This window comes from Streptomyces sp. NPDC107500, assembly GCF_055582785.1.
Map to the genome: position 1 here is coordinate 537,910 of NZ_JBVJPF010000006.1, position 26,122 is coordinate 564,031.

Annotated in this window: 28 protein-coding genes; 11 read left to right on the plus strand and 17 right to left on the minus strand. The window is 74.2% G+C overall.

Features of this window, described 5'->3' with window-relative positions:
* Complete coding sequence (locus ACZ67M_RS26095) at positions 1-1,224, minus strand: trans-sulfuration enzyme family protein (RefSeq protein WP_469852977.1); 1,224 nt, start codon at positions 1,222-1,224, stop codon at positions 1-3.
* 60 nt (positions 1,225-1,284) lie between these two features.
* Here ACZ67M_RS26095 and ACZ67M_RS26100 point away from each other — a divergent pair, with 60 nt between their 5' ends.
* Together ACZ67M_RS26100 and ACZ67M_RS26105 are read left to right on the plus strand one after the other, a co-directional pair.
* The gene (locus tag ACZ67M_RS26100) at positions 1,285-1,776 is read left to right on the plus strand and encodes an Lrp/AsnC family transcriptional regulator (protein WP_361355672.1); all 492 of its coding nucleotides are present in this window, start codon (positions 1,285-1,287) and stop codon (positions 1,774-1,776) included.
* A gap of 78 nt (positions 1,777-1,854) precedes the next feature.
* The gene (locus ACZ67M_RS26105; RefSeq protein ID WP_469852979.1) at positions 1,855-3,543 is read left to right on the plus strand and encodes a DUF885 domain-containing protein; all 1,689 of its coding nucleotides are present in this window, start codon (positions 1,855-1,857) and stop codon (positions 3,541-3,543) included.
* A 7-nt stretch (positions 3,544-3,550) separates the two neighbouring features.
* On the opposite strand, the gene ACZ67M_RS26110 is transcribed toward ACZ67M_RS26105, so the two are convergent.
* From ACZ67M_RS26110 to ACZ67M_RS26120, 3 genes are all read right to left on the minus strand, one after another.
* Positions 3,551-4,396 (minus strand): SDR family oxidoreductase, encoded by an 846-nt coding sequence (locus ACZ67M_RS26110; protein WP_469852980.1) that lies wholly within the window; start codon positions 4,394-4,396, stop codon positions 3,551-3,553.
* Positions 4,397-4,566: 170 nt separating this feature from the next.
* The gene (locus ACZ67M_RS26115; protein WP_392102808.1) at positions 4,567-5,085 is read right to left on the minus strand and encodes an immunity 21 family protein; all 519 of its coding nucleotides are present in this window, start codon (positions 5,083-5,085) and stop codon (positions 4,567-4,569) included.
* 21 nt (positions 5,086-5,106) lie between these two features.
* Positions 5,107-5,583: a rhodanese-like domain-containing protein gene (locus ACZ67M_RS26120; protein ID WP_469852982.1), complete on the minus strand. Its 477-nt coding sequence runs from the start codon at positions 5,581-5,583 to the stop codon at positions 5,107-5,109.
* A gap of 122 nt (positions 5,584-5,705) precedes the next feature.
* Here ACZ67M_RS26120 and ACZ67M_RS26125 point away from each other — a divergent pair, with 122 nt between their 5' ends.
* Complete coding sequence (locus ACZ67M_RS26125; RefSeq protein ID WP_122620962.1) at positions 5,706-6,152, plus strand: Lrp/AsnC family transcriptional regulator; 447 nt, start codon at positions 5,706-5,708, stop codon at positions 6,150-6,152.
* Positions 6,153-6,167: 15 nt separating this feature from the next.
* Here the strand turns inward: ACZ67M_RS26125 and ACZ67M_RS26130 are convergent, their stop codons facing one another.
* From ACZ67M_RS26130 to ACZ67M_RS26150, 5 genes are all read right to left on the minus strand, one after another.
* Positions 6,168-9,161 carry an AAA family ATPase gene (locus ACZ67M_RS26130; RefSeq protein WP_469852984.1) on the minus strand — a complete coding sequence of 998 codons (2,994 nt, stop codon included), beginning with the start codon at positions 9,159-9,161 and terminating at the stop codon, positions 6,168-6,170.
* Positions 9,158-10,321 carry an exonuclease SbcCD subunit D gene (locus ACZ67M_RS26135; protein WP_392238044.1) on the minus strand — a complete coding sequence of 388 codons (1,164 nt, stop codon included), beginning with the start codon at positions 10,319-10,321 and terminating at the stop codon, positions 9,158-9,160. The genes ACZ67M_RS26130 and ACZ67M_RS26135 overlap by 4 nt, the downstream gene beginning before the upstream one ends.
* Before the next feature lie 145 nt (positions 10,322-10,466).
* The gene (locus ACZ67M_RS26140) at positions 10,467-11,093 is read right to left on the minus strand and encodes a YigZ family protein (protein WP_361355659.1); all 627 of its coding nucleotides are present in this window, start codon (positions 11,091-11,093) and stop codon (positions 10,467-10,469) included.
* Between the two features lie 17 nt (positions 11,094-11,110).
* Positions 11,111-11,653, minus strand: a complete 543-nt coding sequence (locus ACZ67M_RS26145) for a SixA phosphatase family protein (protein WP_469852986.1) — start codon at positions 11,651-11,653, stop codon at positions 11,111-11,113.
* Positions 11,650-12,357: a hypothetical protein gene (locus ACZ67M_RS26150; protein ID WP_392018467.1), complete on the minus strand. Its 708-nt coding sequence runs from the start codon at positions 12,355-12,357 to the stop codon at positions 11,650-11,652. The genes ACZ67M_RS26145 and ACZ67M_RS26150 overlap by 4 nt, the downstream gene beginning before the upstream one ends.
* Positions 12,358-12,513: 156 nt before the next feature.
* Here ACZ67M_RS26150 and ACZ67M_RS26155 point away from each other — a divergent pair, with 156 nt between their 5' ends.
* The 3 genes from ACZ67M_RS26155 to ACZ67M_RS26165 all read left to right on the plus strand — a co-directional run bounded on the left by ACZ67M_RS26155 (position 12,514) and on the right by ACZ67M_RS26165 (position 15,357).
* Positions 12,514-12,921: a CoA-binding protein gene (locus ACZ67M_RS26155; RefSeq protein WP_329469808.1), complete on the plus strand. Its 408-nt coding sequence runs from the start codon at positions 12,514-12,516 to the stop codon at positions 12,919-12,921.
* A 68-nt stretch (positions 12,922-12,989) separates the two neighbouring features.
* Entirely contained in the window at positions 12,990-14,039 is a 1,050-nt protein-coding gene (locus ACZ67M_RS26160; RefSeq protein ID WP_469853056.1) for a LacI family DNA-binding transcriptional regulator, read from the plus strand.
* 94 nt (positions 14,040-14,133) lie between these two features.
* On the plus strand, positions 14,134-15,357 hold the full coding sequence (locus ACZ67M_RS26165; protein WP_469852988.1) for a 4-hydroxybenzoate 3-monooxygenase: 1,224 nt from the start codon (positions 14,134-14,136) through the stop codon (positions 15,355-15,357).
* Positions 15,358-15,366: 9 nt separating this feature from the next.
* Here ACZ67M_RS26165 and ACZ67M_RS26170 read toward each other — a convergent pair whose 3' ends face one another.
* Positions 15,367-15,726 carry an ArsR/SmtB family transcription factor gene (locus ACZ67M_RS26170; RefSeq protein ID WP_385795417.1) on the minus strand — a complete coding sequence of 120 codons (360 nt, stop codon included), beginning with the start codon at positions 15,724-15,726 and terminating at the stop codon, positions 15,367-15,369.
* Positions 15,727-15,804: 78 nt separating this feature from the next.
* On the opposite strand from ACZ67M_RS26170, the gene ACZ67M_RS26175 reads away from it, so the two are divergent.
* Positions 15,805-16,839, plus strand: a complete 1,035-nt coding sequence (locus tag ACZ67M_RS26175; protein WP_450729649.1) for a cation diffusion facilitator family transporter — start codon at positions 15,805-15,807, stop codon at positions 16,837-16,839.
* 3 nt (positions 16,840-16,842) lie between these two features.
* Here the strand turns inward: ACZ67M_RS26175 and ACZ67M_RS26180 are convergent, their stop codons facing one another.
* Both ACZ67M_RS26180 and ACZ67M_RS26185 read right to left on the minus strand, forming a co-directional pair.
* A complete protein-coding gene (locus ACZ67M_RS26180) occupies positions 16,843-17,400 on the minus strand; it encodes a YbaK/EbsC family protein (RefSeq protein WP_385795423.1) in 558 nt (185 codons plus the stop codon).
* Between the two features lie 43 nt (positions 17,401-17,443).
* Positions 17,444-18,016 (minus strand): helix-turn-helix domain-containing protein, encoded by a 573-nt coding sequence (locus ACZ67M_RS26185; protein WP_361355643.1) that lies wholly within the window; start codon positions 18,014-18,016, stop codon positions 17,444-17,446.
* A gap of 142 nt (positions 18,017-18,158) precedes the next feature.
* On the opposite strand from ACZ67M_RS26185, the gene ACZ67M_RS26190 reads away from it, so the two are divergent.
* Positions 18,159-19,016 (plus strand): EamA family transporter, encoded by an 858-nt coding sequence (locus ACZ67M_RS26190; protein ID WP_469852990.1) that lies wholly within the window; start codon positions 18,159-18,161, stop codon positions 19,014-19,016.
* A 29-nt stretch (positions 19,017-19,045) separates the two neighbouring features.
* Here ACZ67M_RS26190 and ACZ67M_RS26195 read toward each other — a convergent pair whose 3' ends face one another.
* Positions 19,046-19,852, minus strand: a complete 807-nt coding sequence (locus ACZ67M_RS26195; RefSeq protein WP_360889311.1) for an acyltransferase — start codon at positions 19,850-19,852, stop codon at positions 19,046-19,048.
* A 107-nt stretch (positions 19,853-19,959) separates the two neighbouring features.
* On the opposite strand from ACZ67M_RS26195, the gene ACZ67M_RS26200 reads away from it, so the two are divergent.
* Positions 19,960-20,496, plus strand: coding sequence for a gamma carbonic anhydrase family protein (locus tag ACZ67M_RS26200; RefSeq protein WP_122620974.1), 537 nt, complete (start codon positions 19,960-19,962; stop codon positions 20,494-20,496).
* Between the two features lie 62 nt (positions 20,497-20,558).
* Here ACZ67M_RS26200 and ACZ67M_RS26205 read toward each other — a convergent pair whose 3' ends face one another.
* Together ACZ67M_RS26205 and ACZ67M_RS26210 are read right to left on the minus strand one after the other, a co-directional pair.
* Positions 20,559-21,182 (minus strand): DedA family protein, encoded by a 624-nt coding sequence (locus ACZ67M_RS26205; protein WP_361355639.1) that lies wholly within the window; start codon positions 21,180-21,182, stop codon positions 20,559-20,561.
* Positions 21,183-21,264: 82 nt separating this feature from the next.
* Positions 21,265-21,702 (minus strand): DUF4442 domain-containing protein, encoded by a 438-nt coding sequence (locus tag ACZ67M_RS26210; RefSeq protein WP_361356396.1) that lies wholly within the window; start codon positions 21,700-21,702, stop codon positions 21,265-21,267.
* Between the two features lie 166 nt (positions 21,703-21,868).
* Between ACZ67M_RS26210 and ACZ67M_RS26215 the strand changes: the two genes are divergently transcribed.
* Complete coding sequence (locus ACZ67M_RS26215; RefSeq protein ID WP_122620977.1) at positions 21,869-22,888, plus strand: DUF8017 domain-containing protein; 1,020 nt, start codon at positions 21,869-21,871, stop codon at positions 22,886-22,888.
* Between the two features lie 7 nt (positions 22,889-22,895).
* Here ACZ67M_RS26215 and ACZ67M_RS26220 read toward each other — a convergent pair whose 3' ends face one another.
* Together ACZ67M_RS26220 and tuf are read right to left on the minus strand one after the other, a co-directional pair.
* A complete protein-coding gene (locus ACZ67M_RS26220; protein ID WP_361355637.1) occupies positions 22,896-23,741 on the minus strand; it encodes a spermidine synthase in 846 nt (281 codons plus the stop codon).
* Positions 23,742-23,760: 19 nt separating this feature from the next.
* A complete protein-coding gene (tuf, locus tag ACZ67M_RS26225; RefSeq protein ID WP_469852992.1) occupies positions 23,761-24,942 on the minus strand; it encodes an elongation factor Tu in 1,182 nt (393 codons plus the stop codon).
* 386 nt (positions 24,943-25,328) lie between these two features.
* Here tuf and ACZ67M_RS26230 point away from each other — a divergent pair, with 386 nt between their 5' ends.
* The gene (locus ACZ67M_RS26230; protein ID WP_352153468.1) at positions 25,329-26,117 is read left to right on the plus strand and encodes a TVP38/TMEM64 family protein; all 789 of its coding nucleotides are present in this window, start codon (positions 25,329-25,331) and stop codon (positions 26,115-26,117) included.
* The last annotated feature ends 5 nt before the right edge of the window (positions 26,118-26,122 follow it).

Here is a 26,122-nt window from a genome sequence, read left to right on the forward strand (position 1 = left end):
CTACTCGGCCCCGGACAACGCCTCCCGCAGGGGGATGGCGCCGGGCGCCCGCTCCCCCAGCGCGCAGTCCAGGTCGGCCCACAGGTCCTCGACGTCCTCCAGGCCCACCGAGAGCCGCAGCAGCCGGTCGCCGACCCCGGCGCCCCGCCGGTCGTCGGCGTCCACGATGCGGTGGCTGATGGACGCCGGGTGCTGGATGAGCGTGTCGACGCTGCCGAGGCTCACCGCCGGGGTGATCAGGCGGACGCGGCCGATGACCTCGTGCGGGTCGCCGTGGACCTCGAAGGAGACCATCGCGCCGCCGATGCGCGGATAGTGGACGCGGGCCACCCGCGGGTCGGCGGCGAGCCGGGCGACCAGCTCCGCGGCGTTCGCGGAGGCGGCCCGCACCCGCACCGGCAGGGTGGACAGGCCCCGCAGCAGCAGATAGCCGGCCAGCGGGTGCAGCACACCGCCGGTGGCGAAGCGCACCTGCCGCAGCCGCCCGGCGAACTCCTCGTCGCAGGCGACCACGCCGGCCAGCACGTCCCCGTGGCCGCCGAGGTACTTGGTGGCGCTGTGCAGCACCAGCCGGGCCCCGTGCTCGGCGGGGCGCTGGAGCACCGGTGTGGCGAAGGTGTTGTCCACGAGCAGCGGCACAGAGCCGCAGGCGTGGGCTACGGCCGGCAGGTCGACCTCGGCCAGCGTGGGGTTGGCCGGCGACTCGACCAGCACCAGGCCGGTGTCCGGGCGCAGCGCGTCCGCGACGCCCGCCGGGTCGGTCCAGGTGACCTCGGACCCCAGCAGCCCGGCGGTCAGCAGGTGGTCGCTGCACCCGTACAGCGGCCGTACGGCCACGACGTGCCGCAGCCCCATCGAGCCGCGGACCAGCAGGACGGCGCTGAGCGCGGCCATGCCGCTGGCGAAGGCGACCGCGGACTCGGTCCCCTCCAGCTTGGCCAGCGCCGTCTCGAAGCGGGCGACGGTGGGGTTGCCGAGCCGTCCGTAGACCGGCGGGCCGTCGGGTTCGGCGCCGGTGGCGGCGAAGGCGTCGATACGGGCGGCCTCGCCGCGGCTGTCGTGCGACGGGTAGGTCGTGGACAGGTCGATGGGCGGGGCGTGCAGTCCCCGGCCTGCGAGGTCGTCGCGGCCGGCGTGCACGGCCTCGGTGGCCAGTGCCCTGCTCGTGGCGGCGGTGAGGCGAACGTCGTCGGGTGGTGACGTGGGCGTGCGCGCAGAGTCCATGGGCCGAAGAATGAACACCGGCCGGGCCAGCATGGTGTCCGTCCGTGCTACGTTCAGCTCATGGCCGATTCCGTCGTACTGGATCCGGTGGATCTCCATCTGCTGCGGCTGCTGCAGAACGACGCCCGGACCACCTACCGCGATCTCGCCGCCCAGGTGGGCGTCGCCCCGTCGACCTGCCTGGACCGGGTGACCCGGCTGCGGCGGGCCGGGGTGATCCTCGGCCACCGGCTCGAACTCGACCCCGCCAAGCTGGGCCGGGGACTCCAGGCGCTGCTCTCGGTGCAGGTGCGCCCGCACCGGCGGGAACTGGTCGGCCCCTTCGTGGAGCGGATCAGGGCGCTGCCGGAGTCGCGCACGGTCTTCCACCTCACCGGCCCGGACGACTACCTCGTCCATGTCGCGGTGGCGGACATGGCGGACCTCCAGCGGCTGGTGCTGGACGGCTTCACGTCCCGGCCCGAGGTGGCCCGGGTCGAGACGCGGCTGATCTTCCAGCAGTGGGAGTGCGGCCCGCTGCTGCCGCCGTCCCCGCCGACGGCCACGCCCTGAGCGAAATCCGGCCGCGCACGGCTTCGGGCCCGGTTCACCGGGCTGACGCGGCACCGGTATCCGTATGAGGATGTCCGCATGTCAGAGACCAAGAGCCCGCTGCCCCGCGAGGTCGCCGACGCCTACGTCGACGACCTCATCGCCCTCGACCCGGTCACCGGTACCTACCTCGGCGTCGCCGAGAGCTCGAGCCTCCTGCCCGACTTCTCGCCCGCGGGGCAGGAGGCTCTCGCGGAGCTGGCCAGGGCCACCCTCGCCCTGCTGGACGAGGCGGAGCGCCGGCCCGGCGGGGACAGCGACGTGGAGCGGCGCTGCGCCCGGCTGCTGCGCGAGCGCCTCACGGCGGAACTGGCCGTGCACGAGGCCGACGAGGGCCTGCGCTCGGTCGGCAACATGGGCACCGCCGCCCACTCGGTGCGCGAGGTCTTCACCATCACGCCGACGCAGACCGACGAGGACTGGGCCCGCGTCGCCGAGCGGCTGCGCGCGGTACCGGCGGCGTTCGAGGGCTACCGCGCGTCGCTGGCCCTGGGTCTGGAGCGGAAGCTGTACGCGGGGCCGCGGCCGACCGCGACCTTCGTCGAGCAGCTCGGCGAGTGGGCGGACACCGGGGAGGGGCGCGGCTGGTTCGAGGACTTCGCCGCCGACGGGCCGGACGCGCTGCGCGCGGAGCTGGACGAGGCCGCGCGGGGCGCGACGGCATCGGTGGTGGAGCTGCGGGACTGGATGCGCGACGTGTACGCGCCGGCGATCGAGGGCGCCCCGGACACGGTGGGCCGGGAGCGCTACGCCCGCTGGTCGCGCTACTACAACGGCACCGACCTGGACCTGGACGAGGCGTACGCGTACGGCTGGGCCGAGTACCACCGGCTGCTCACCGAGATGAAGGCGGAGGCCGAGAAGATCCTCCCAGGGGCCGGGACGCCGTGGGTGGCGCTGGCCCACCTGGACGAGCACGGCAGGCACATCGAGGGCGTCGACGAGGTCCGCGACTGGCTCCAGGGCCTGATGGACCATGCGATCGAGCAGCTGGACGGCACGCACTTCGAACTCGCCGAACGGGTAAGGCGGGTGGAGTCGCGGATCGCCCCGCCGGGCAGCGCGGCGGCCCCGTACTACACGTCGCCGTCGGAGGACTTCTCCCGGCCCGGCCGCACCTGGCTGCCGACGATGGGCCAGACCCGCTTCCCGGTGTACGACCTGGTCTCGACCTGGTACCACGAGGGCGTTCCGGGCCACCACCTCCAGCTGGCCCAGTGGACGCACGTCGCGGCGGACCTCTCCCGCTACCAGGCCTCCGTGGGCATGGTCAGTGCCAACGCCGAGGGCTGGGCGCTGTACGCGGAGCGGCTGATGGACGAACTGGGCTTCCTCACCGACGCGGAGCAGCGCCTCGGGTACCTGGACGCGCAGATGATGCGGGCCGCCCGGGTCGTCGTGGACATCGGCATGCATCTGGAGCTGGAGATCCCGGCGGACTCGCCGTTCCACCCGGGCGAGCGCTGGACGCCGAAGCTGGCGCAGGAGTTCTTCGGCGCGCACAGCAGCCGGCCGGCGGACTTCGTGGAGAGCGAGTTGACCCGCTATCTGACGATCCCGGGCCAGGCGATCGGCTACAAGCTCGGGGAGCGGGCGTGGCTGCTGGGCCGGGAGAAGGCCCGCGAGCGGCACGGCGACGCCTTCGACCCGAAGGCGTGGCACATGGCGGCCCTCTCCCAGGGCTCGCTGGGCCTGGACGACCTGGTGGACGAGCTGTCCCGGCTCTGACGGCCGGTCACCGGCGGAATCCGCCCTCCGAGTCGACGACCTGTCCGGTGACCCAGGCCGCCTCGTCCGTGGCCAGCCACGCGATGAGGCGGGCCGGGTCGTCGGGCATGCCCCACCGTCCGCCGGGGAAGCACGCGGCGACGGCCTCGTAGGCGTCGCCGGTCAGGTAACCGGTGTCCACGGGGCCGGGGTTGACCGCGTTCACGGTGACGGCGTGCTCGGCGAGGGTCGTCGCGAGGGAGCGGGTGACGGACGCCAGGGCGCCCTTCTGGAGCGCGTAGGCGATCTCGCCGGGCATGCCGCCGGCGATGTCCTGGCCGGAGGTCATCATCACGACGCGTCCGCCGGGTGTGCGGGGCGGCAGTGCGGCGCGGTGCCGGGCGTACGCCTGGACCAGCAGCAGTACCGAGCGGGTGTCGACCTGCCAGTGCGCGTCGAGCATCGCGGCGTCGATCGTGTCGAGGGTGCCGTCGGAGCCGCTGAGGGCGTGATTGGCGACCAGGACGTCCAGCCGCCCGCCGAGCGCCTCGGCGGCGGTGGCGACGAGACGGGCGGGCGCGTCCGGGGCCGAGAGGTCGGCGGGGCCCTCGTGCACGGCGGCGTCCGGGTCCCCCAGCGCGGCGCGGACGGAGGCGGTGACGTCCTCGACGCGGTCCGCGCCCCAGGGCATGGCGGCGTCGTGCGGGACGTGGTGGTGCAGGTAGACGCTCGCGCCGTGGGCGGCGAGCCGGCGGGCCACGGCGTGGCCGATCCCGCCGCGCCGGCTGGCACCGGTGACGAGGGCGGTGCGGCCGCGCAGGGGCAGCGGATCGCGGCACAGCTCTTCGGGGGTGGGGTGCGGAAGCGGGGGCATGGGCACCCATGATGGGCGGGCCGCGGCGGCCCCGCACGTCAATTTCGCGGCGGCTACCGGTCGGTGAGCCGCCGCAGCTGGACGAGGCTCGGCCACGCTCCGGGGCGGTGCCGGGCCCGGCGGTGCCGAACAGCAGCACCGGCCCCACCGCACCAGGCAACCTCAGGTGGCTACCCTTCGGAGAGCCGCCGCAGTTGGACGAGGCTCAGCCAGGTCTCCGCGCCCGGGCGCGCCTCGGCCGCGCGCACCGCGTACCGGCCGGGGTCGAGCGCGACCCGCACGCGCCCCGCGCGCTCCGACGCGGCGCCGGGCCAGGCGGCGTCGAACAGGACCACCGGTCCCGGCACGCGCCAGGCCACCTCGGGCTCCCACTCGGCCGTGTCGAGGGCGGCGGGCACCCCGGCCAGCACCTCGGCCTCGGAGTCGGCGGCGCACCAGCGGACGAAGGTCCCGTGCTCGGGCAGATAGGCGGTCGAGGCGGGTTCGTCGCCGAGCACCAGGGCGGTGGAGTCGCCGACCGGGAGGAGACCGACGTAGCCGTCGACCTCGCAGGCCCGGTCGTAGTCGGAGTCCGCGTCCTCGCCGTCGGCACCGGTCCAGAACGGCAGGACCGTCTCCGGAACCGCTATGAGCGGACCCCCGCCCGACTCGACCCACTCCACCGCGCCCGGCTCCGCGTATCGCACCATGCGGCAGAACCTACACGCCGGTCAGCAGCCGCAGTCGTCCGCGTCCACCGGGACGGTCAGGGGATCGGCGGCCGGATGTTCGGTGCCCTGCCGGGTCTCGTAGGCGAAGCCCTCGCGCACCCAGTACTCGAAGCCGCCGCGCATCTCCTTGACGTGGTAGCCGAGTTCGGCGAGGGCGAGCGCCGCGCGGGTGGCGCCGTCGCAGGCGGGTCCCCAGCAGTACGTCACCACCGGCACGGCGGGGTCCAGGAGGCGCCCGGCCTGTCCGGCGACGTGCGCGGTGGGCAGGTGGACGGCGCCGGGTACGTGGCCCTGGTCCCAGGACTCGGTGGACCGGCAGTCCACCAGCGTGAATCCGGGGCCCCCGTCGGCCGCCGTCGCGGCGGCGACGTCGGAGACGTCGGTGTGGAAGGCGAGGCTCGCCCGGAAGTACGCGGCGGCCTCGGCGGGCGGCGCGGGGGCGACGCGCAGGACGGGGTTGACGGTGGCGACACTCATGGTCCGGCCTCTCCTCGACGGATCTTCCGGTTCAGAAATCTACGGTCGGCGACCACGAACCTGAACGGCGATTCCCCGGCCTTTCACTTGCTGGGCCGGGGAATCCCTGCTACCCATCCCCCATGACCGAGTATTCCCCGGACGCCACCGACTGGCTCCTCCTCGACGCGCTTCAGCGCAACGGGCGGGCCGGTTTCGCCGAACTGGCCCGTGCCGTGTCGATGTCCGCGAGCGCGGTGACCGAGCGGGTGCGGCGGCTGGAGGAGGCCGGGATCATCCAGGGGTACGCGGCGGTCGTGGACCCCGAGCGGCTCGGGCTGCCGATCCTGGCGTTCGTGCGGCTGCGCTATCCGGTCGCCAACTACAAGCCGTTCCACGACCTGGTCGCGGTCATGCCCGAGATCCTGGAGGCGCACCACGTCACGGGCGACGACTGCTTCGTCATCAAGGTGGCGGCCCGTTCGATGCGGCACCTGGAGGAGGTGTCCGGCCGGATCAGCGCCCTGGGGTCGGTCACGACGAGCGTCGTGTACTCCTCGCCGCTCCCCCGCCGCCCCCTGGGCCGCTGAGGTCCGCCGGGCCGGTCAGCCGGTGCCCCGTTGGCGCAGCGCGGACCCCGACCGCCCCTTCACGACCTCCAGTTGGGCGTGGACCCGGCGCCGCAGGTCGGCCACGTGGCTGACGATGCCGACGCTGCGGTCCCGTTCGCGCAGGGAGTCGAGGACGTCGAGGACCTCGTCGAGGGTCTGGTCGTCGAGACTGCCGAAGCCCTCGTCGATGAAGAGGGTGTCCAGGCGGACGCCGCCGGCCTCGTCCGTGACGACGTCGGCGAGGCCGAGCGCGAGGGCCAGCGAGGCGAAGAACGTCTCGCCGCCGGAGAGCGTGGCCGTGTCGCGCTCCCGGCCGGTCCAGGCGTCGACGACGTGCAGACCGAGGCCGCTGCGGCCGCGGCCGGTGCGGTCGTCGGAGTGGACCAGGGTGTAGCGGCCGGCGGACATGCGGGTGAGCCGCGCGGTCGCGGCCGCGGCGACCTGTTCGAGGCGGGCGGCCAGGACGTAGGACTCCAGGCGCATCCGGCGGTCGTTGTCCGCGGAGGTGCCCGCGGCGAGGCCGGCCAGGCGGGCGACGCGGGTGTGCTCCTCGCGCAGCGGGGCGAGCCCGTGCACCGAGTCGGTGGCCCGCGCGGAGAGCCGGTCCAGCTCGGCGCAGCGCCGGGCGGCGGCGTCCTGGGCGGAGGACGCCTCGCGCAGGCGCCGGCCCGCGTCGGCGGCGGCGCGTTCGGCCGCGGCGGGGTCGGCCCGCGGGCGGCGGGCCGCGTCGGCGGTGTCGGGCTCGGCGAGGACCGCGCGGACGGCGGTCTCCTCCGCGTCCCGGGCGTCGAGCCGGTGCTGCAACTCGCGGTGGGCGTCGTCGTCGAGCAGCGCGGCGGCGGCGTCCGCCGGGGTGTCGAAGCCGGCCCGGAAGGCGGCGTCGGCGAGGCGCGCGTCGGCGTCCTTGAGCCGCTGGGCGGACTCCTCCGCGGCGCGCGCGGTGTCGGCGGCGTCGGTGAGCAGGGCGGCCCGGTACTCCAGTTGGGCGGCTCGTGCCGCGACGCTCCCGGCGGTGCCGCGGGCCCGGGTCAGCTCCCGCTCCAGCGCGGCCCGTTCGCTCTCCAGCCGCTCGCGGCCCGCGACCCGGGAGGCGGACCGTACGGCGGTCTGCTGCTGGGCGGCGACGCGCCGCTCGCGTTCGTCCCCCGCGCGGCGCAGCTCCTCCTGCGCCGCGTGCAGCCGGGAACCGACCGCGCGCATCCGCTCGTACTCGCGCTCCAGTTCCCCGGCCTCCTCGGCCAGCCGGGCGGTGGGCGCGTCCCCGGCCTCGGCCGTCGCGGCGGCCAGCGCCTCGCGTACGGTGCCCAGGCGCCGTTCGGCGTCCGCGCGGCGCTCGTCGGCCTGCTGGTAGGCGGTGAGGGCCCGCTCCTCCGCCGCGCGGTCGACGTGGCCGTCGGACCGGCGGGCGGGGGCGGGGTGCTCGGTGGCGCCGCAGACCGCGCAGGGCGCCCCGTCGGTGAGGCCGGCGGCGAGTTCGGCGGCGATGCCGTTCAGCCGCTGCTCCTTGAGGTCGAGCCAGTGGGCGCGGGCCGCGACGGCCTGCTCGGCCGAGGCGAGTGCCCGGCGCTGGGCCTCGTCGGTGTCGGCGGCGAACTGGTCACGCTGCCGGGCCGCGGTCAGCCGCCGCCGCGCGGGGTCGCGTTGCACGGCGAGCTGTTCGGCGCGGGTCGCGGCCTCCTGGGCCTCGTCGACGCGTGCCTGGAGTCCGGTGCGGGTGGCCTCCCAGTCGGCGAGCCAGGTCTCCGCCTCGTGCCGGACGTCGTCGTCGGCGCGTTCCTGACGGTCCAGCACGGCCCGCTCCTCGGCCAGTTCGGCGAGGCGCCGCTCGGCCCGGCGGGCCGACTCCAGGCCGCCCAGTTCCTCGGCGGCCCGGCGGGCGGCGGCGGCCAGTCCGGCGGCACCGGCGTCGGCGAGGGTCTCGGGCAGCCGGGCACGCGCGCGTGCCTCCGCGGCCGCCGCCCGCCCGTGTTCGGCCTCCGCGGCGTCCCGCAACTCCAGTGCGGGTGCGACCGCCTCGGCCTTGCGGGACCGCTCCATGCGCCGCTGCGCGGCCTGGTGGGCCTCGGTGCGCTCCGCCAGCCACTCGGCCCGCTCCCGCGCCTGGGCGAACCGGCGCTGCAAGCGGTCCAGTTCCCGTGCGTCGGCGAGGGCCCGGTCGGCGGCGGCGTGTGCGGACTCGGCTGCGGCGAGGCGGCAGTCGGCGACGGTCAGCAGTTCGCGGGCCGTGGAGCGGGCGACGGCGGCGGCGCCGAGGACGGTCTCGGCCAGGCCCGGCTCGCCCGGTGCCAGTTCCGGCAGTTCCATGGCGTCGCCGGCCGCCTGCTGCATCCGGTGGGCGTCGGCCAGCAGAGCGGTGTCGCCGTCCCGGACCCGGGCCTCGGTGGTCCGGCGCAGTTCGGCGAGGCGCTGCTCGACCTCGGCGAAGCGCCGGGTGTCGAAGAGGCGGCCGAGGAGCTTGCCGCGGGCCTCCGCGTCGGCGCGCAGGAACCGCGCGAAGTCGCCCTGGGGCAGCAGCACGACCTGGCAGAACTGCTCACGGCTCATGCCGAGCAGCTGTGTGATCTCCTCACCGATCTCCTGGTGGGAGCGGCTCAGGTCCTTCCAGGACCCGGCGGTCGCGTCGTACTCGCGCAGCCAGGTCTGGGCCTTGTCGACGGTGGTGCCCCTGCCGCGCAGCTTCGGCCGCTGCCAGGGCGGCTGCCGGGTGATCTCGAGGCGCCGTCCGGCGACGGTGAGTTCGAGCCGGACCTCGGTGCGGGTGCCGGTCGCCGCGTGGTCGCTGCGCAGGGCCATGCCCTGGCCGCTCTGCCGGGCTCCGGGCACGGAGCCGTACAACGCGTAGCAGACGGCGTCGAGGACGGACGTCTTGCCCGCGCCGGTGGGACCGTGCAGCAGGAAGATGCCGGCCCCGGACAGGTCGTCGAAGTCGACGCTCTGCGCGCCGCCGAACGGGCCGAAGGCGGTGAGGTCCAGCCGGTGCAGCCTCACCGGGACACCTCCCGCACGGTCTCGTCGGCGCGCACCGCGTCGAAGGCGTCCCGCAGTACGGCCTGTTCGTGGTCGTCGGGTCCGGCGCCGCGCACATGGGCCACGAAGTCCTCGGCGATCTGCTGGTCGCTGCGGTCGGCGAGGCGCCGGGCGTAGGACACGCCGGGTTCGCCGGGCGCGCGCTCGGGGTCGAAGACGAGGCTGAGGGTGTGCGGGAAGCGCTCCGTGAGCCGGGCCATGGGATCGTCCGGGCGGACCGGGTCGGTGAGGGTCGCCTCCACCCACGCCTCTTCGTGCGGGGTCAGCCCGGGGTCGGCGAGCAGGTCGTCCAGCGTGCCGCGGAGCCGGGCCAGCGCGCGCGGCACCGGGCAGTCGACGCGCTCGGCGGTGACGGTCCCGGCCGCGTCCAGGTCGACGAGCCACACGCTCTTGCGGTGCCGGTGCTCGGAGAAGGAGTACGGCAGCGGGGAGCCGGAGTAGCGGACGCGCTCGCCGATGGTCTGGCAGCCGTGCAGGTGGCCGAGGGCCACGTAGTCGACGCCGTCGAAGACACCGGAGGGGACGGCGGCGACCCCGCCGACGGTGATGTCCCGCTCGCTGTCGCTCTGCTCGCCGCCGGTGACGAAGGCGTGCGCGAGGACGACGGAACGGGTGCCCGTCGCGCGCGTGGCGAGGTCGGCCCGCACCCGGTCCATGGCGGCCGCGAGCACCGCCTCGTGACCTGCCTTCTCCACCCCGAACTCCGCCTTCACCAGAGCCGGTTCGAGGTACGGCAGGCCGTAGAAGGCGACGTCCCCGTGGGCGTCCGGCAGCACCACCGGGGTGCCGCAGCCGGCCGGGTCGGTGCGCAGGTGGATGCCCGCGCGGTCGATGAGTCCGGCACCGACGCCGAGGCGACGGGCCGAGTCGTGGTTTCCGGAGATCATCACGGTGGGCACGCCGAGCCCGGCGAGGCGGTGCAGGGCGTCGTCGAACAGCTCGACGGCGGCGAGCGGCGGCACCGCGCGGTCGTACACGTCCCCCGACACGACCACGACGTCGACGGCGTGCTCGCGCACGGTCGTCACGAGGTGGCCGATGAACGCCTCCTGGGCGTCGAGCATGTTCACCCGGTGGAACGCGCGGCCGAGATGCCAGTCGGAAGTGTGCAGAATTCTCACAGAATCGCCCCGACCCGCATGTTTCCCCTCACTCCGCCCCATAACCGGTGCGACTCCCGTCACCGGCACCCACCACGCTAACGCCCGCCGGCCCCTGATCCACCACGAACCTCAGTCGTTCGCCGGTCGGCCCTCGCCACCGCCGTCACGCCTCCCCGTACGCCTCCCCGCCCAGTTCGAGCCCGGCCGACCCGGCGGTGGCGTTCGCGAGCCAGGAGCGGAAGGTCTCCACCTCGGTCTCGGGCAGGCCGACCTCGATGGTCACCGCCTCGGCGTAGCGCACGTCGCGCACCGCGTGGCCCGCCGCGCGCAGGTCGTTCTGGAGCCGCCCGGCCCGCTGGTGGTCGACGGTCACCGTGACCAGCCGGAACCGGCGCCGGGTGAGGGTGCCGAGGTCGTCCAGCGCCTCGCCGACCGCGCCCCCGTAGGCGCGGATGAGTCCGCCCGCGCCGAGCTTGACGCCGCCGTAGTAGCGCGTGACGACGGCGACGACGTACCGCATGTCGCGGCGCAGCAGCATCTGGAGCATGGGGACGCCGGCCGTGCCGCCGGGCTCGCCGTCGTCGCTCGCCTTCTGGACGGCGGCGTCGGCGCCGATGACGTACGCCCAGCAGTTGTGACTGGCGTCGGCGTGCTCCTTGCGTACGCCCGCGACGAACGCCTGGGCCTCCTCCTCGGTGGCGGCGGGGGCGAGGGCGCACAGGAAGCGGGAGCGGTTGATCTCGGTCTCGTGCACACCCGCGCGGGCGACCGTGCGGTACTCGTCCTGCATACGGCCAGCCTATGCGCTCACTTCCGCCCGCCCCTCGGCACCGTCATCGCGGTGAGCAGGGCCGCTCCGGGGGCGAGCGCCCGCCAGGTGGTGCCGTGCCAGTCCAGTACGGCCACCGCCGACGTGGGGTACTTGGCCCGGAGCCGGTCCAGCGCGTCGTCGAGGGCGTCGCCGGCCAGGGTGCCGACGAGGTCCTCCAGGCCGGGGTTGTGGCCCACCAGGAGCAGCGTCTCGACGTCGCCGGGCGCCTCGCGCACGACGTCGAGCAGCGTCGGTACGCCGGCGGCGTACAGGCGCGGGTCGTGGCGCACCGGCGGGGGCGTGCCCCACTGCCCGGAGGCCAGCTCCCAGGTCTGCCGGGCGCGTACGGCGGTGGAGCACAGGGCGAGGTCGGGGAGCCAGTCGTGCTCCGCGAGGGCGCGTCCGGCGGCGGGGGCGTCGCGCAGTCCGCGCCGGGCGAGCGGGCGGTCGTGGTCGGCGACGCCCTCGGGGCGGGCCGACTTGGCGTGCCGCAGGACCACCAGGCGGCGGAGCGGGCCGGAGCCGGGGCGCGCGATCACGCGGGGGCTCCGAGATCGCGGGTGAGGTGGAGGCCGAGGAAGCGGTCGGCGTAGGCGCAGATCTCGAAGCGGGCTCCGTCCGGCAGGTCCGGGTCGGTCTCCACGCCGTGCAGGACCCGCAGCACCCCGGGCGCGTCCAGGTCGTCCTCCCAGGCGGCCCGCAACCGGTCGCGCACCTCGACGGGTACCGGGCGCGAGGGCTGCCGCGCCCAGGCGGCGACCGCGCTCCGCAGGCGCGCGAGGGTGTCGCGGGCCTCGTCCAGGGCGGCCGCGTCCAGCTCCACGCGCGCGTGGTGGTGCCGTGCCAGCAGGGCGAGACGCACGGCGTCCGGGTCGGCGAGGTCGGGTGCGGCCGGGTGCACGGGCGCGACGGCGATCGTGACACCGTCCGGGAGGGTTCCGCCCGCGCGCCGGACGTGCACGGTCTGGCCGGTGTCCGGTCCGGCGCCGCCGTCCTCGAAGGGCCGGATGCCCAGGGCCGCCGCCCGCTCCCGCAGCCCGCCGGGCTCCCGCGCGGCGGGCAGCAGTGCCCATGCGGGCGTGCCGGCGAGTTCCAGGGCGCGGACCAGGAGGTCGGCGACGAGCAGCACGCGCAGCGTCGTCGTGTCTGCCTCCGGCGCGTGCGCCACGACCCGCGTCGGGGCCCGCCGGGCGGGGGCGGCGGGGGCGGGCTCTCCGGTCCGGGCGTCGATGATGCGCAGCACGGGGTGAGCGTAGGCGGGGTGACGCGGTGACGCACAGGGGGCGCGCGCGCCGCTCCCGCCCCGAGCGGGGAATCTCGGCCCCTCGCGCACCGTTGACGGGACCGGGAGACGCGACACGCGACACGCGGGTCGCCCAGGAGCCGAAGGAGGCCGCCGGTGTACGGCGACGAGGCAGCAGTCCGCAAGATCCTCACCGAGCTGGGAGACACCTGGGCCGTGGTGGGCCTCTCGTCCAACCGGCAGCGCGCGGCGTACGGCGTCGCCGAGGTGCTTCAGCGCTTCGGCAAGCGCGTCGTGCCCGTGCACCCCAAGGCAGAGACGGTCCACGGCGAGCAGGGGTACGCCTCCCTCGCCGACATCCCCTTCGACGTGGACGTCGTCGACGTCTTCGTCAACGGCGACCTGGCCGGCCCGGTCGCCGACGAGGCGGTCGCGAAGGGCGCCGGGGCGGTCTGGTTCCAGCTCGGCGTGATCGACGAGGCGGCGTACGAACGGACCCGGTCCGCGGGCCTGGAGATGGTCATGGACCGCTGCCCGGCCATCGAGATCCCCCGCCTGGGCTGACGCCGGGATCACCCGGGCGGCTAACGTGCTCTGCGGCAACGGTGAACTGCGCTGCATCGGAGATCGAGTTGACTGAACGGCTGATCGGGCAACGCCCCACACTTGAGGATGTGGCGCTGAGGGCGGGGGTGTCGAAGTCCACCGTGTCGCGGGTGATCAACGGCGAGCCGAAGGTGCGGGCCGCGGTCGCCGAACGCATTCGGGAAGCGGTGGCGGAACTCGGCTACGTACCGAACCAGGCGGCCAGAAGGCTCGTCACCCGCCGGAACAACGCCGTCGCCGTGGTGGTCACCGAACCGCAGAACCGCCTCTTCGTGGACCCCTACTTCGACCGCCAGATCCGCGGCATCCGACAGGAACTCGTTCAGCACGGAGCCCAGCCGGTCCTCCTCTTCATCGAGGAGCATGACGACTATCCGCGCGTCTGCAACTTCCTGGGCGGCGGCCATGTCGACGGCGCCCTGCTGTTCTCCTTGCGTGCCGACGACCCGTTGCCGGACATGGTCGAGCAGATGGGGCTGCCCGCCGTCTTCGGCGGACGTCCCCTCCCCGGCTCCGGACATCGCGGTGATGTCTACACCTACGTCGACGCCGACAACCGCGGTGGTGCCCGGGAAGCCGTTCGGCACTTGGTGTCTCTGGGACGCCGGCGCATCGCGACGATCACCGGGCCGCTCAATCAGGCGGCCGCGATCGACCGCCTCGACGGCTACCGCGACGTCCTCCTGGACACCCCGCCCCACCTGCTCGCCGAGGGTGACTTCACCCTGCAGGGCGGCGCCGACGCGATGGCCCTGCTCCTCGGTCGGGCGCCGGATCTGGATGCGGTGTTCGTCGCCTCGGACCTGATGGCTTCCGGCGCGTTGCGGATCCTGCGGGAACGGGGGCGCAGCGTGCCGGGGGATGTGGCCGTGGTCGGCTTCGACAATCTCGAGTCCATCGCCGAGGCCACGGATCCACCGCTCACGACGGTGCACCAGGACATCGAGGAGATGGGACGGCTGATGGCGCGGCTTCTCTGCGACCGGACATCGCGACAGCCCCTCCGGGGAGACGGCCCCCGGCCCCTGCCGTCCGTGGTCACACCCACGCGTCTGGTTCTGCGGAATTCCGCCTGAGTTCCCCATCCGCCCGCCAGGGAATTTGCGGCACCGCGGGACGAAGACCCCGCGGCCGTTCCCGGGGGCGTCCGGGCGCCCACATAATGTGCGCGTGACCGCACCCTCCCCCCACTCCGACTCAGCTCCCGCGCAGCGTTTTCCGGTCGTCGTCGTGGGCGCCGGGCCGGCCGGGCTCACCATCGGCGCCGTCCTGCGCGCCGCGGGTGTCGACTGTCTGGTCCTGGAGACCGAGAGCCGTGAGTTCGTCGAACGGCGGCCGCGCGCGGGGGTCATCGAGGAGTGGGCCGTACGCGGGCTGGAACGGCGGGGGCTGGCGCGCACCCTGCTGGAACGGGCACAGACGCACACCGAGTGCGAGTTCCGGTTCGCCGGGGAGCGGTACCGGTTCGAGTACACCCGGCTGACGGGGCAGCACCACTACGTCTATCCGCAGCAGTTCCTGGTGACGGACCTGGTGCGCGAGTACGCGGACGTGCGCGGCGGGGAGATCCGGTTCGGTGTCCGGGACGTTCGCCTGCACGAGCCGGAGTCCGACCGCCCGTCGGTGTCGTACGTGTGCCCCGACTCCGGTGAACGCCTGCACGTGCAGGCGGACTTCGTCGCGGGCTGCGACGGGGCGCGCGGGGTGACGCGGGCGTCGCTGCCCCCGGAGCGGTCCCGGCTGGCCCGGCACGACTACGGCGTCGGCTGGCTGGCGCTGCTCGCCGAGGCGCCGCCGTCCGCGGACTGCGTCGTGTTCGGCATGCACCCGCGCGGTTTCGCCGGCCACATGCCCCGCAGCGCCGAGGTGACCCGCTACTACCTCCAGTGCCCGCCGGGGGACGACCCGGAGAGCTGGTCGCACGACCGAGTCTGGACCGAGCTGCGGGAGCGCCTGGGCGCGGCCGGCGCACCGCCGCTCCAGGAAGGGCGGCTGATCGAGCGGCGCGTCCTGGACATGCACAGCTACGTCGTCGAACCCGTGGTCTCCGGCCGGCTCTTCCTGGCCGGGGACGCGGCGCACCTGACGGCGCCCATCGCCGCCAAGGGACTGAACCTCGCCCTGCACGACGCGTTCCTGCTCGGCGACGGGCTGGCGGCGCACTTCACGAAGGACGACGACACCGGGCTGTCCGGGTACGCGGCGGCGTGCCTCGCCCGGGCCTGGGACTACCAGGAGTTCTCCCAGTGGCTGTCGGAGGTGTACCACGGCACGGCGTCGGGCGACCCGTACCGCGCGGGTGCGGCGCTGGCGAGGCTGCGCCGGCTGTTCGACTCGCCGGTCGCGGCGACGGAGTTCGCCGAGCGCTACCTGGGCGTGCGCACCGGCGGCTGAGGCTGCCGGTCAGTCGTGCAGCGGCCGGTCGCCGAGCCGGTGGTCGGCGACGTTCAGCGCCTCGTCGACGAGGCGGCGCAGATGCCCGTCCCGCAGCGCGTACACGACCCGGCGCCCCTCCTTGCGGGTGCTGACCAGCCCCGCGAGCCGCAGCCGGGCCAGATGCTGGCTGACCGCGGGCCGGGCCGCGTCGCACGCCTCGGTGAGGGTGGTGACGTCGGCCTCACCGTCGGTCAGGGCGTGCAGCAGGGTCAGGCGGGTGCGGTCGCCGAGCAGGGCGAGGAGTTCGGCGGCGAGCGCGAACTGCTCCTCGCCCGGTGTGCGCGGGTGCGCGTCGTCCGCGGCTGACAGGTGCATGCGTGCGCTCATACGCACATAATGGCTGCCGTGGGCGCCACGCGTCCACCCACCGCACCGGACCACCCGGACCACCGGAAGGGGCATCTCGTGAGCGACCCGCATCGGCATCACCCCCACGACGGCCACCGTCCTCACGGGGGCCGATGGCACCGTCTCACCCACCGGCTGACCCCGCACTCGCACGAGAGCGCCGCCAAGGTGGACTCGGCCCTGGAGTCCTCCGCCCGCGGGCTGCGCGCGCTGTGGGTGTCGCTGGCGGTGCTCGGCGCCACGGCGCTCGTGCAGGCGGCCGTGGTGGCGGTCTCCGGGTCGGTGGCGCTGCTCGGCGACACGGTGCACAACACCGCCGACGCGCTGACCGCCGTACCTCTCGGCATCGCCTTCGTCCTGGGCCGCCGCGCGGCGACCCGGCGCTTCACCTATGGCTACGGGCGGGCCGAGGACCTGGCCGGCGTCGTGATCGTCCTGACGATCGCCGCGTCCGCGGTCCTCGCGGGGTGGACGGCGGTGGACCGGCTCCTCGACCCCCGCCCGGTCTCGCACGTCCCGGCGGTCGCGGCGGCCGCGCTGGCCGGTTTCGCCGGCAACGAGTGGGTGGCCCGGTACCGGATCCGGGTGGGCCGGGAGATCGGCTCGGCGGCGCTGGTCGCCGACGGGCTGCACGCGCGGACGGACGGCTACACGTCACTGGCCGTACTGCTGGGCGCCGGCGGCGCCGCACTGGGGTGGCGGCTCGCCGACCCGCTGGTGGGGCTGGCGATCACGGCCGCGATCACGCTGGTCCTGCGGGACGCGGCGCGCGAGGTGTTCCGGCGGCTGATGGACGCCGTCGATCCGGCGCTGGTGGACCGGGCGGAACAGGTGCTGCGCGAGGTGCCCGGCGTGCGCGGGGTGGGTGAGCTGCGGCTGCGCTGGGTCGGGCACCGGCTGCGCGCCGAGGTCGCCCTGGTCGTCGACGGCGAGGCGACCGTCCGCCGGGCCCACGGCATCGCCGTCGAGGCGGAGCACGCCCTGTTGCACGCCGTGCCGCGGCTCACCGCCGCGCTGGTCCACGCCGACCCGGCACCGGTGCCGGGCGAGGCGGACCCGCATCTGGCGCTGGCCCACCACGCTCCGGGGTGACGGTCAGGCGACGCCCAGCCCCTCCAGGACGACGGCGCCCGGCAGTTCGGCGAAGGCCTTGCCGGGCACCAGCAGCTTGCCGCGCCGGCGCCCGCTGCCGACGAGGACGTAGGGCAGGTCGACGACGGCCGGGTCCACCAGCAGGGGCCAGTCGCCGGGCAGGCCGAGCGGGGTGATGCCGCCGTACTCCATGCCGGTCTCGCCGGTCGCGGTGTCCATCGGGGCGAAGGACGCCTTGCGCGCGCCGAGGTGACGGCGGACGACGCCATTGACGTCGACGCGGGTGGTGGAGAGGACCAGGCAGGCGGCGAGCGTGTTGCCGCCGGCCCGCTTGCCGGTGACCACCACGCAGTTCGCGGAGCGTTCGAGCAGGTCACGGCCGTAGTGCTCGACGAAGGTGGCGGTGTCGGCCCATTCCGGGTCGGTGTCGACGTAGACGATCTGCTCGGCGGGGACGCCGCCGCGCCAGTCGCGTACGGCGTCGGCGACCGGGCGGGTCAGCTCGTCGAGGCAGTCCGGTGCGGGCGTGGCGCTGTCGAAGTTCCCGATGGGTGCGTGCATGGCCGCACGCTAACAACAGCCACCGGTGCGCGGGACGACCGTCTCAGCGGACGGGCGGCACCGACACGGCCATGATCATCTCCATCGGCTCCGCGCCCTCGTTGCCGTACGTGTGCGGGGTGTCGGACTCGAACGAGGCGCTGGCGCCGGCCGGGACGCTGTGCGCCGCCCCGTCGACGGTGAGCGTCAGTTCCCCGGCCGTGACGTGCACCATCTCGACCGTGCCGGTGGGGTGCGGGTCGGAGGGGCTGCTCTCCCCCGGCATCAGCCGCCACTCCCACATCTCGAGCGGCCCGGGCGCCTCCACCCCGGCGAGCAGCCTGCTGAAGCTGCCGGCGTCGGTGTGCCAGAGGCGTACCGCCTGTTCGGCGGGGACGACGCGGACCTTGGGGCCCTGCTCCCAGTCCAGCAGTGTGGTGATGCTGATGCCGAGCGCGTCGCCGATCTTGACGACGGTGCCCAGGCTGGGGTTGGTGCGGGCCTGCTCGATCTGGATGAGCATGCCGCGGCTGACGCCCGCGCGGCCGGCCAGTGCCTCCAGGGTGAAGCCGCGCTCGGTGCGCCAGCGCTTGACGTTGCGCGCCAGGGACTGGGTCAGCAGGTCGAGGTCCGCCACGTTCCGTCCCTTGCCTTCATGAGTTCGTGCACCGTATCGCGCACCGTTTCGTGCATTATTTTGGATGACGCAGTGCAGTCCAGTGAACTATGGTCTGCTGCACCCGAAGGTTCACCGAACTGTACTGCGAGGCGACCGGATCATGACAGCGCTGTTCGCCCTGGCCACCAGCTTTCTGTGGGGCATGGCCGACTTCGGCGGCGGGGTACTGACCCGGCGCACGCCCGCGCTCACGGTGGTCGTCGTCTCCCAGTCGGTCGCGGTCGTCGTCCTCGGCACGATCGTGGCCGCGACCTGCGCCTGGAGCGAGGCGTCCGCGCACCTCTGGTTCGCGGTCGCCGCCGGTCTGGTCGGTCCGGTGGCGATGCTCGCCTTCTACAAGGCGCTCGCGCTCGGCCCGATGGGCGTCGTCTCGCCCCTGGGCTCGCTCGGTGTGGCCGTCCCGGTGGGCGTGGGCCTCGCCCTCGGCGAGCGCCCCGGGCTGCCCCAGTTCGCCGGGATCCTGGTCGCCGTCGCCGGCGTGGTGCTCGCCGGCGGTCCGCAGCTGCGCGGCGCGCCGGTCCAGCGGCGGACGGTCGCCCTCACCCTCGTCGCGGCCTTCGGGTTCGGCGCCGTGATGGCCCTGATCGCGGAGGCGTCGACCACGCTCACCGGCCTCTTCCTCGCCCTGTTCGTCCAGCGCGTCACCAACGTCGCCGCCGGCGGAGCGGCCCTGTGGTTGTCCGTCCGGCGCGGCGCTCCCGCACTGCCGCCGGAGGGCTTCCCGTGGGGTTCGCTGCCCGCGCTGGGCTTCGTGGGGCTCGCCGACGTCGCGGCCAACGGCACGTACTCGATCGCCGCCCAGCACGGCCCGGTGACGGTGGCGGCGGTACTGGCCTCCCTGTACCCGGTGGTGACCGCGCTGGCCGCGCGCGGGTTCCTCAGCGAACGGCTGCGCGCCGTGCAGGCGGCGGGCGCGGGCCTCGCCCTGGTGGGCACCCTGCTGCTGGCCACGGGCTGACCCGGCCGCCGCACGGTCGCGGCCGGCGCTCAGCTCTCGGCGGCCGGTTCCGCGAGCCTGCCCGTCGCCTCGGGCCGGTCGTCGTCCAACTCCGCCAGCCTGGCCAGCGCCTCGCCGTCCAGCCCCGACAACTCCCGCAGCTGTCCCGGCGTGACCCCGTCGGGGATCGGCACCGGGGCCGGGGTCCGCAGCGGCGGCTGCCAGCCCTCTGCGGGGGTCCAGCGCCGTACGACCTTGGCGGGCGCGCCCGCCACCACGGCGTGGTCGGGGACGGTGCCCCGCACCACGGCGCCGGCGGCCACGACCACGTTCCGCCCGATCCGCGCGCCGGGCAGGATCACCGCGCCGGTGCCGATCCAGCAGCCGGGGCCGATCTCGACCGGGTCCATCCGGGGCCACTGCTTGCCGATGGGCTGGTGCGGATCGTCGTAGGAGTGGTTGGTGGAGGTGACGTAGACGTACGGGCCGAAGTAGCAGTCGCTGCCGATGGTGACGGTGGTGTCGGCGATGACGTGACTGCCGCGCCCGAGGACGACCCCGTCGCCGATGCGCAGGATCGGCTCGGGACCGAGGTCGAGGTCGGGCATGAGCCCGGCGGTCAGCGTGACCTGCTCGCCGATGATGCAGTGGGCGCCGACGTGGATCCAGGGTTCGCCGAAGACCGTGCCGAGCGGGAAGGCGAGCCGGGTGCCCGTGCCCAGCGCGCCGAAGCGGAAGCGCCCGGGGTGTGCGGCGGTGACGGAGCCGGTGCGCTGCACCCAGGCCCAGCCCGCGTGGACGGCCCGCTGCGCCAGGCGGCTCCGCCAGGAAGAGAACGTGTTCTTGCGCTTGGGCACCCGCTCACGGTAGTCGGCGGGCGGTGCGGGCATGAGCGCGGAGTGCTGTGATCTTCACCCCACCGGGTGGCGTACGGTGCCGTACATCACCCGAACAGGAGGCGGAGATGACGCAGAAGGCGCTGATCACGGGCATCGCCGGCAAGGAGCCCAAGGTGGACGCGGGGGCCTTCGTGGCACCGACGTCCTCGGTCATCGGGGACGTGACCCTGCACGCCGGGGCGAGCGTCTGGTACGGCGCGGTGCTGCGCGGCGACGTCGAGCGGATCTCGGTCGGCGCGGACAGCAACGTCCAGGACAACTGCACGCTGCACGCCGACCCCGGTTTCCCCGTCACGGTCGGCGAGCGGGTCTCCATCGGGCACAACGCCGTGGTGCACGGCGCGACCGTCGAGGACGACTGCCTGATCGGCATGGGTGCCACGGTCCTCAACGGCGCGGTGATCGGCGCGGGTTCGCTGGTCGCGGCGCAGGCGCTGGTGCCGCAGGGGATGCGGGTGCCGCCGGGCTCGCTGGTCGCGGGGGTGCCGGCGAAGGTCAGGCGGGAGCTGACGGAGGAGGAGCGGGCCGGGGTGACGCTGAACGGCACGATGTACGCGGCGCTGGCCGGGGAGCATCGGGGGGCGTTGGGGGAAGTTCTGTAGGAGGCCGGGTGCGGGTGGTTCGTGGCTGGTCGCGCAGTTCCCCGCGCCCCTGCCGGGGCGCTTCACTCCCCGGCAGGAAGCGGCTGGGCCTTGGCTGCCTTGCGCTTGACGATCAGCATCGAGGCGACGCCGATGACGACCGCCAGCACCAGGCCCAGCCACGAGAAGCGCTTGAGCCAGGACTCCGCGACGATTCCGACGTAGTAGATGACGGCGGTGGTGCCGCCCGCCCAGACGATGCCGCCGAGGACGTTGGCGATCAGGAACTTCCAGTACGGCATCCGCAGCACACCGGCCAGCGGTCCCGCGAAGATGCGCAGCAGGGCGACGAAGCGGCCGAAGAACACGGCCCACATGCCCCACTTCTGGAAGGACCGCTCGGCGGTGGCGATGTGGCCCTCGCTGAAGTGCTTGGGGAACTTGCGGCCCAGCCAGGCCAGCAGGGGCCGGCCGCCCCTGCGGCCGATGGCGTATCCGATGGAGTCGCCGATCACCGCACCCGCGCTGGCACAGGCGCCGAGGACCAGCGGGTCGATACCCCCGTGCTGCGACGACAGCAGGGCCGCCGACACCAGGATGATCTCGCCGGGCAACGGGATGCCCAGGCTCTCCAGACCGATGACCAGTCCGACGACGGCGTAGACGGCCACCGCGGGCACCGTGTCGAGCCACTCCTGGACGTGCAACGCGCATCCTCCGCTTCGCGTACCTGTTCCCGGGTGCGCCTCGGCGAAGGCGCACCCGGGAAGCCTACCGGTTCGCGGGAGGTCAGCTGTTGGGACGCAGGGTCCATATGACGGTCATCTCACCGGTCACCGCGCCGTCCTCGCGCCGGATGGCGACGCTGACCGGGAACTCGGGGCGGCTCCCGGCGTCCAGCTCGGCGACGACGTCGGCGGCGGGGCGGCCGAGCGTCGCGGTGGCGGTGACCGGGCCGAGCGCGATCTTCTTGAAGGCGATCTCGGCGGTGACCGGCAGCGGCACGGCCCGGGAGAGCTGGTCGCCGAAGGCGGCCAGCACGATCGCGCCGCTGGCCGACTCGCCCAGGGTGAACATGGCCCCGGCGTGCGGTCCGCCCACGTGGTTGCGGTACTCGCTCTGGTCCGGGAGGGCCAGGACGGCCTTCTCCGGAGTGGTCTCCAGGTACTCGAGGTTCAGGGTCCTGACCATCGGCACCGTGGCGGCGAGCAACTCGCCGATCGACATCTGATCTGCGCTCATGGAGGCAGGTTACCCATGAGTAGCATCGAAGGGCCAGACCCGGCCCGGGCGGCCTGCGCGCGACCCGTCACGAGGGCTCCTCACTTCTGGTACGTCCCTGACAAGGCCCAGTGACCCAATCGTGTCCTGGGCGGCATTAGGGTGACTGCTCATGTGGCCAGGACAGCAGCCGCCCGGGGGCGAGCAGAACCCGCAGAACAATCCGTACCAGCAGCCGGGGTACCAACAGCCGAATCCCTACCAGCAGCCGGGATACCAGCAGCAGCCCGGCCAGTACGGGCAGCAGCAGTGGGGGGCGCCGCAGCCCGCAGGGGCACCGCAGCCCGCTCCGGGCGGTGGTGGTGGCGGGAACCGGACGAAGCTGGTCGCGATCGTCGCGGCCCTCGCCGTGGTGGTGGCCGCCGGTGTCACCGGGTTCCTGGTACTCGGCGGCGACAAGGACGACCAGGCGGACGACGGCAAGGACAAGAAGCCGTCAGCGAGCGCGTCCGCCGACAAGTCCGAGACCCCGTCCACGGATCCGAGCGCGTCCGGCTCCGACGACAACCCGCGCGGCGGCGAGGAGGCGCAGGCCACCGTCGACGGCTGGAAGGTCGTCGCCAACCCGCGCTTCGGCACCATGTTCGACGTGCCCGCGGACTGGGAGATCGACAGCAAGGACACCAGCGTCGGCTTCGAGTGGGAGGAGAAGGGCAAGACCGACCGCACGACGGTCACCGCCCCCGCCTACCTGAAGTCCGAGTGGTGCACCACGGACGAGAACAAGGACGGCCGCAAGGAGAGCACCGCCCTCGCGACCACCGGCACCCGTGGTGAGAGCGGCGCCAAGGACACCGACCAGGCGGCCGAGACGCGGGTGCCGTGGTGGATCTTCGGCGGTTACACCCAGCCGGACAAGAAGAGCGTGAAGTACGGCAAGCCGAAGGCGTACACCACCACGTCCGGCATCAAGGGCAGCGTCATCACCGCGTACTCGCAGGGCACGCCCCAGAAGGGCAAGTGCGACACCGAGGGCAAGGCGATCACCTTCGCGTTCCAGAACAGCGCGGGCGATTTCGTCACCTGGAACCTGTACGGCGCCAAGGGCGTCGACGAGGAGGTCCCGGAGGCGACCATCCAGAAGATCCTCAGCACCGTGCGGCTCACCGAGGAACCTCCGACCGAGTCGTAGGCGCCGCTCAGCCGATGCCGAACGCCCCGGCGGGAGGCTCGGGCGACGGTACGGCGTCCGCGTCCCGCACCGGCCGCGCGCCGCCGATGAAGTCCCGCAGGGCCGCCCCGTGTTCGACCCTGGCCGGGAAGGCGTCGGCGGCGGTGCGCCGGGCCAGCGCCGGGATGTCCAGGGGCCGGCCCGCGGCGACGAGGACCGCGTTGCCGAACCGGCGCCCGCGCAGCACCCCCGGTTCGGCGATCAGCGCCAGTTCCCCGAAGAGCGTGGCGAAGCCGGCCAACTGGCCGCGCAGGAAGCCGAACGGCGCACCGTCGGCGAGGTTGGCCACGTACACGCCGTCGGCGCGCAGGACCCGTGCCGCCTCGCGGGCGTACTCGACGGAGGTCAGCCGCGCCGGCACGCGTGAGCCCCCGAAGACGTCGGCGACCAGCACGTCGGCCGAGTCGGCGGGGGCGGCGGCGAGCCAGGCGCGGGCGTCGGCGCCGTGCGCGGTGATGTCCGCGCCGTCCGGCAGCGGCAGGTGCTCGGCGACCAGGTCCAGCAGCCCGCGGTCCACCTCCACGACGTCCTGCCGCGACCCGGGCCGGGTCGCGGCCAGGTACCGCGGCAGGGTGAACGCCCCGCCGCCGAGATGCAGCACGTCCAGCGCGCGGCCCGGCTCGGCGACGGTGTCCAGGACGTGGCCGAGCCGGCGCGTGTACTCGAACTCCAGGTGCGCCGGCTCGTCCAGGTCGACGTAGGACTGCGGTGCCCCGTCCACGGTGAGCAGCCATGCCCGCCGCCGGTCGACGTCGGGCATGAGCTTGGCGGTGCCGTGGCCGGTGACGCGGCTGACGGGTACGGCTTCGTTCACTCCCCCATTGTGCGGGAGTTCATTCCACCGCCGTCACCGTCCCCGCCCCGACGGTCCGCCCGCCCTCGCGGATGGCGAAGCCGAGCCCCGTCTCCAGCGGCACGTCCCGCCCCAGCTCCACCGTCATCGTGACGGTGTCACCGGGCCGGGCGACGGCAACGTCGCCGAGGTCCACGTCGCCGACCACGTCCGCGGTCCGGATGTAGAACTGCGGCCGGTATCCCGTGGCGACCGGCGTGGAACGCCCGCCCTCCCGCGCCGACAGCACGTACACCCGCGCGGAGAAGCGCCGCGCGGGCACGACGCTGCCGGGCGCGGCGACCACGTGCCCCCGGCGCACGGCGTCGCGGCCGACACCGCGCAGCAGCAGCGCGACGTTGTCCCCGGCCTGGGCCTCCTCCATCGGCTTGCCGAAGGTCTCCAGACCGGTGACCACCGTCTCGACGGACGCCCCGAGCACCTCGACCCGGTCGCCGACGCGGATCGTGCCGCGCTCGACCGCGCCGGTGACGACCGTGCCGCGGCCGGTGATGGTGAGCACGTTCTCCACCGACAGCAGGAACGGCGCGTCCAAGTACCGCTCCGGCATGGGCACGTAGGTGTCCACGGCGTCGAGCAGCGCCTCGACGGACGCCGTCCACCGGGGGTCGCCCTCCAGTGCCCTCAGCCCCGAGACCCGTACGACGGGCACTGAGTCACCGCCGTAGCCGTGCGCGGTGAGCAGCTCGCGGACCTCCAGTTCGACGAGGTCGGTCAGCACCGCGTCCTCGCCGTCTCCGACGGCGTCGGCCTTGTTGAGCGCGACCACGATGTGGTCGACGCCCACCTGCCGGGCGAGCAGGACGTGTTCGGCGGTCTGCGGCATGATCCCGTCCAGCGCGGACACGACGAGGATCGCCCCGTCGAGCTGGGCGGCGCCGGTGACCATGTTCTTGACGTAGTCGGCGTGGCCGGGCATGTCGACGTGCGCGTAGTGCCGGGTGTCGGTCTCGTACTCGACGTGCGCGATGTTGATGGTGATGCCGCGCGCCGCCTCCTCCGGGGCCCGGTCGATGCGGTCGAACGACACGAACGTGCCGGCGCCGCGCTCGGCGAGGACCTTGGTGATGGCGGCGGTCAGGGTGGTCTTGCCGTGGTCGACATGGCCCATCGTGCCGATGTTCAGATGCGGTTTGGTGCGGACGTACGCCGTCTTGGACATGGCGGTACCTCGAAGCCTCGTGGCGGTGGTGGGGACCCCGGTGTCCGGCCGACCCTCCCCCTGGGGGGTCCGCCGGAGTGTCCGGGGAGGGTCAGCTTCGGGCGCCGTCGGCGGCGGCCGGGAAGAAGTGGACGGCAGCCTTCGGCGCATCCGCGACGGCGGATGCTGCGAGGTGGAAGGCGTACCGGAACATGAGGCAGATCTTCGCCGACGCCCTGTTCCACGTCGAATGGTTTTCGCGAGTGGTGCGAGAGAGCGACGGTGCGTCCGGTGGCCCGGTGAACAGGGCGGAACCGGCAGGGCGCGGGGCGGGGGTTCACTCGGCTGTGACGCCCGTGAGACGCTCCATACGGCGATCACACACATTTGTCGGTTAGTGTCACCGGATGCTCGATGCCACCACCCGCTCTGGGGGCACCGCCACGGTCACTCCCCGGACCGCCGCAACGGAACTCGCCGTCGCCACCGCCGGCGGGCCGGTCCCACCGGCCGCACCGACCGGCTTCGCCGCCCGCGTGACCAGAGTCCTGCTCTCCCCGTGGTCCCGGCTCTCCCTGCTCGTCGCCCTGCTGGCCTCGGCCGCGACCACGGTTCTGCTCTTCCAGCCCCAGCAGTTGCTCACCGACGGCTGGCCGCCACAGCTCGGCGGAGCCGCGGCGGCCGTCGCCTACGCGGTGGCCTACGGGCTGTGCACCGTCGCCTTCGTGCCGCGTCCGCTGCTGAACCTGGCCGCGGGTGCGCTGTTCGGCTCGCAGCTCGGCCTCGCCTCCGCGCTGGCGGGGACGGTGCTCGGCGCCGGGATCGCCTTCTGCCTGGGCCGGGTGCTGGGCCAGGAGGCGCTGCGTCCACTGCTGCGGGGCAAGTGGCTGAAGGCCGCGGACGGGCAGCTCAGCCGGCACGGCTTCCGCTCGATGCTGGCCGCCCGGCTGTTCCCCGGGGTGCCGTTCGCCGCGGCCAACTACTGCGCGGCGGTGTCCCGCATGGGCCTGCTCCCCTTCCTCCTGGCGACGGGACTGGGGTCCATCCCCAACACCGCCGCCTACGTGGTCGCCGGGGCCCGCGCCTCGACGCCGACTTCTCCGGCCTTCCTGATCGCGCTGGCCTGCATCGCCCTGCCGGGGCTCGCGGGCGCGGCGGTGGCCTGGCGCAAGCGGCACCGGCTGCGCGGGCACTGACGGCG

Excerpts from the sequence above, each read along its gene's own strand:
- ACZ67M_RS26170 (WP_385795417.1), bottom strand. The coding sequence starts at position 15,726 with ATGAGCGCACGCATGCACCTGTCAGCCGCGGACGACGCGCACCCGCGC.
- ACZ67M_RS26230 (WP_352153468.1), top strand. The coding sequence starts at position 25,329 with ATGCTCGATGCCACCACCCGCTCTGGGGGCACCGCCACGGTCACTCCC.
- ACZ67M_RS26120 (WP_469852982.1), bottom strand. The coding sequence starts at position 5,583 with ATGAGTGTCGCCACCGTCAACCCCGTCCTGCGCGTCGCCCCCGCGCCG.
- ACZ67M_RS26215 (WP_122620977.1), top strand. The coding sequence starts at position 21,869 with ATGTGGCCAGGACAGCAGCCGCCCGGGGGCGAGCAGAACCCGCAGAAC.
- ACZ67M_RS26180 (WP_385795423.1), bottom strand. The coding sequence starts at position 17,400 with ATGCACGCACCCATCGGGAACTTCGACAGCGCCACGCCCGCACCGGAC.
- ACZ67M_RS26190 (WP_469852990.1), top strand. The coding sequence starts at position 18,159 with ATGACAGCGCTGTTCGCCCTGGCCACCAGCTTTCTGTGGGGCATGGCC.
- ACZ67M_RS26095 (WP_469852977.1), bottom strand. The coding sequence starts at position 1,224 with ATGGACTCTGCGCGCACGCCCACGTCACCACCCGACGACGTTCGCCTC.
- ACZ67M_RS26140 (WP_361355659.1), bottom strand. The coding sequence starts at position 11,093 with ATGCAGGACGAGTACCGCACGGTCGCCCGCGCGGGTGTGCACGAGACC.
- ACZ67M_RS26110 (WP_469852980.1), bottom strand. The coding sequence starts at position 4,396 with ATGCCCCCGCTTCCGCACCCCACCCCCGAAGAGCTGTGCCGCGATCCG.
- ACZ67M_RS26125 (WP_122620962.1), top strand. The coding sequence starts at position 5,706 with ATGACCGAGTATTCCCCGGACGCCACCGACTGGCTCCTCCTCGACGCG.
- ACZ67M_RS26200 (WP_122620974.1), top strand. The coding sequence starts at position 19,960 with ATGACGCAGAAGGCGCTGATCACGGGCATCGCCGGCAAGGAGCCCAAG.
- ACZ67M_RS26105 (WP_469852979.1), top strand. The coding sequence starts at position 1,855 with ATGTCAGAGACCAAGAGCCCGCTGCCCCGCGAGGTCGCCGACGCCTAC.
- ACZ67M_RS26100 (WP_361355672.1), top strand. The coding sequence starts at position 1,285 with ATGGCCGATTCCGTCGTACTGGATCCGGTGGATCTCCATCTGCTGCGG.
- ACZ67M_RS26115 (WP_392102808.1), bottom strand. The coding sequence starts at position 5,085 with ATGGTGCGATACGCGGAGCCGGGCGCGGTGGAGTGGGTCGAGTCGGGC.
- tuf (WP_469852992.1), bottom strand. The coding sequence starts at position 24,942 with ATGTCCAAGACGGCGTACGTCCGCACCAAACCGCATCTGAACATCGGC.
- ACZ67M_RS26210 (WP_361356396.1), bottom strand. The coding sequence starts at position 21,702 with ATGTCGATCGGCGAGTTGCTCGCCGCCACGGTGCCGATGGTCAGGACC.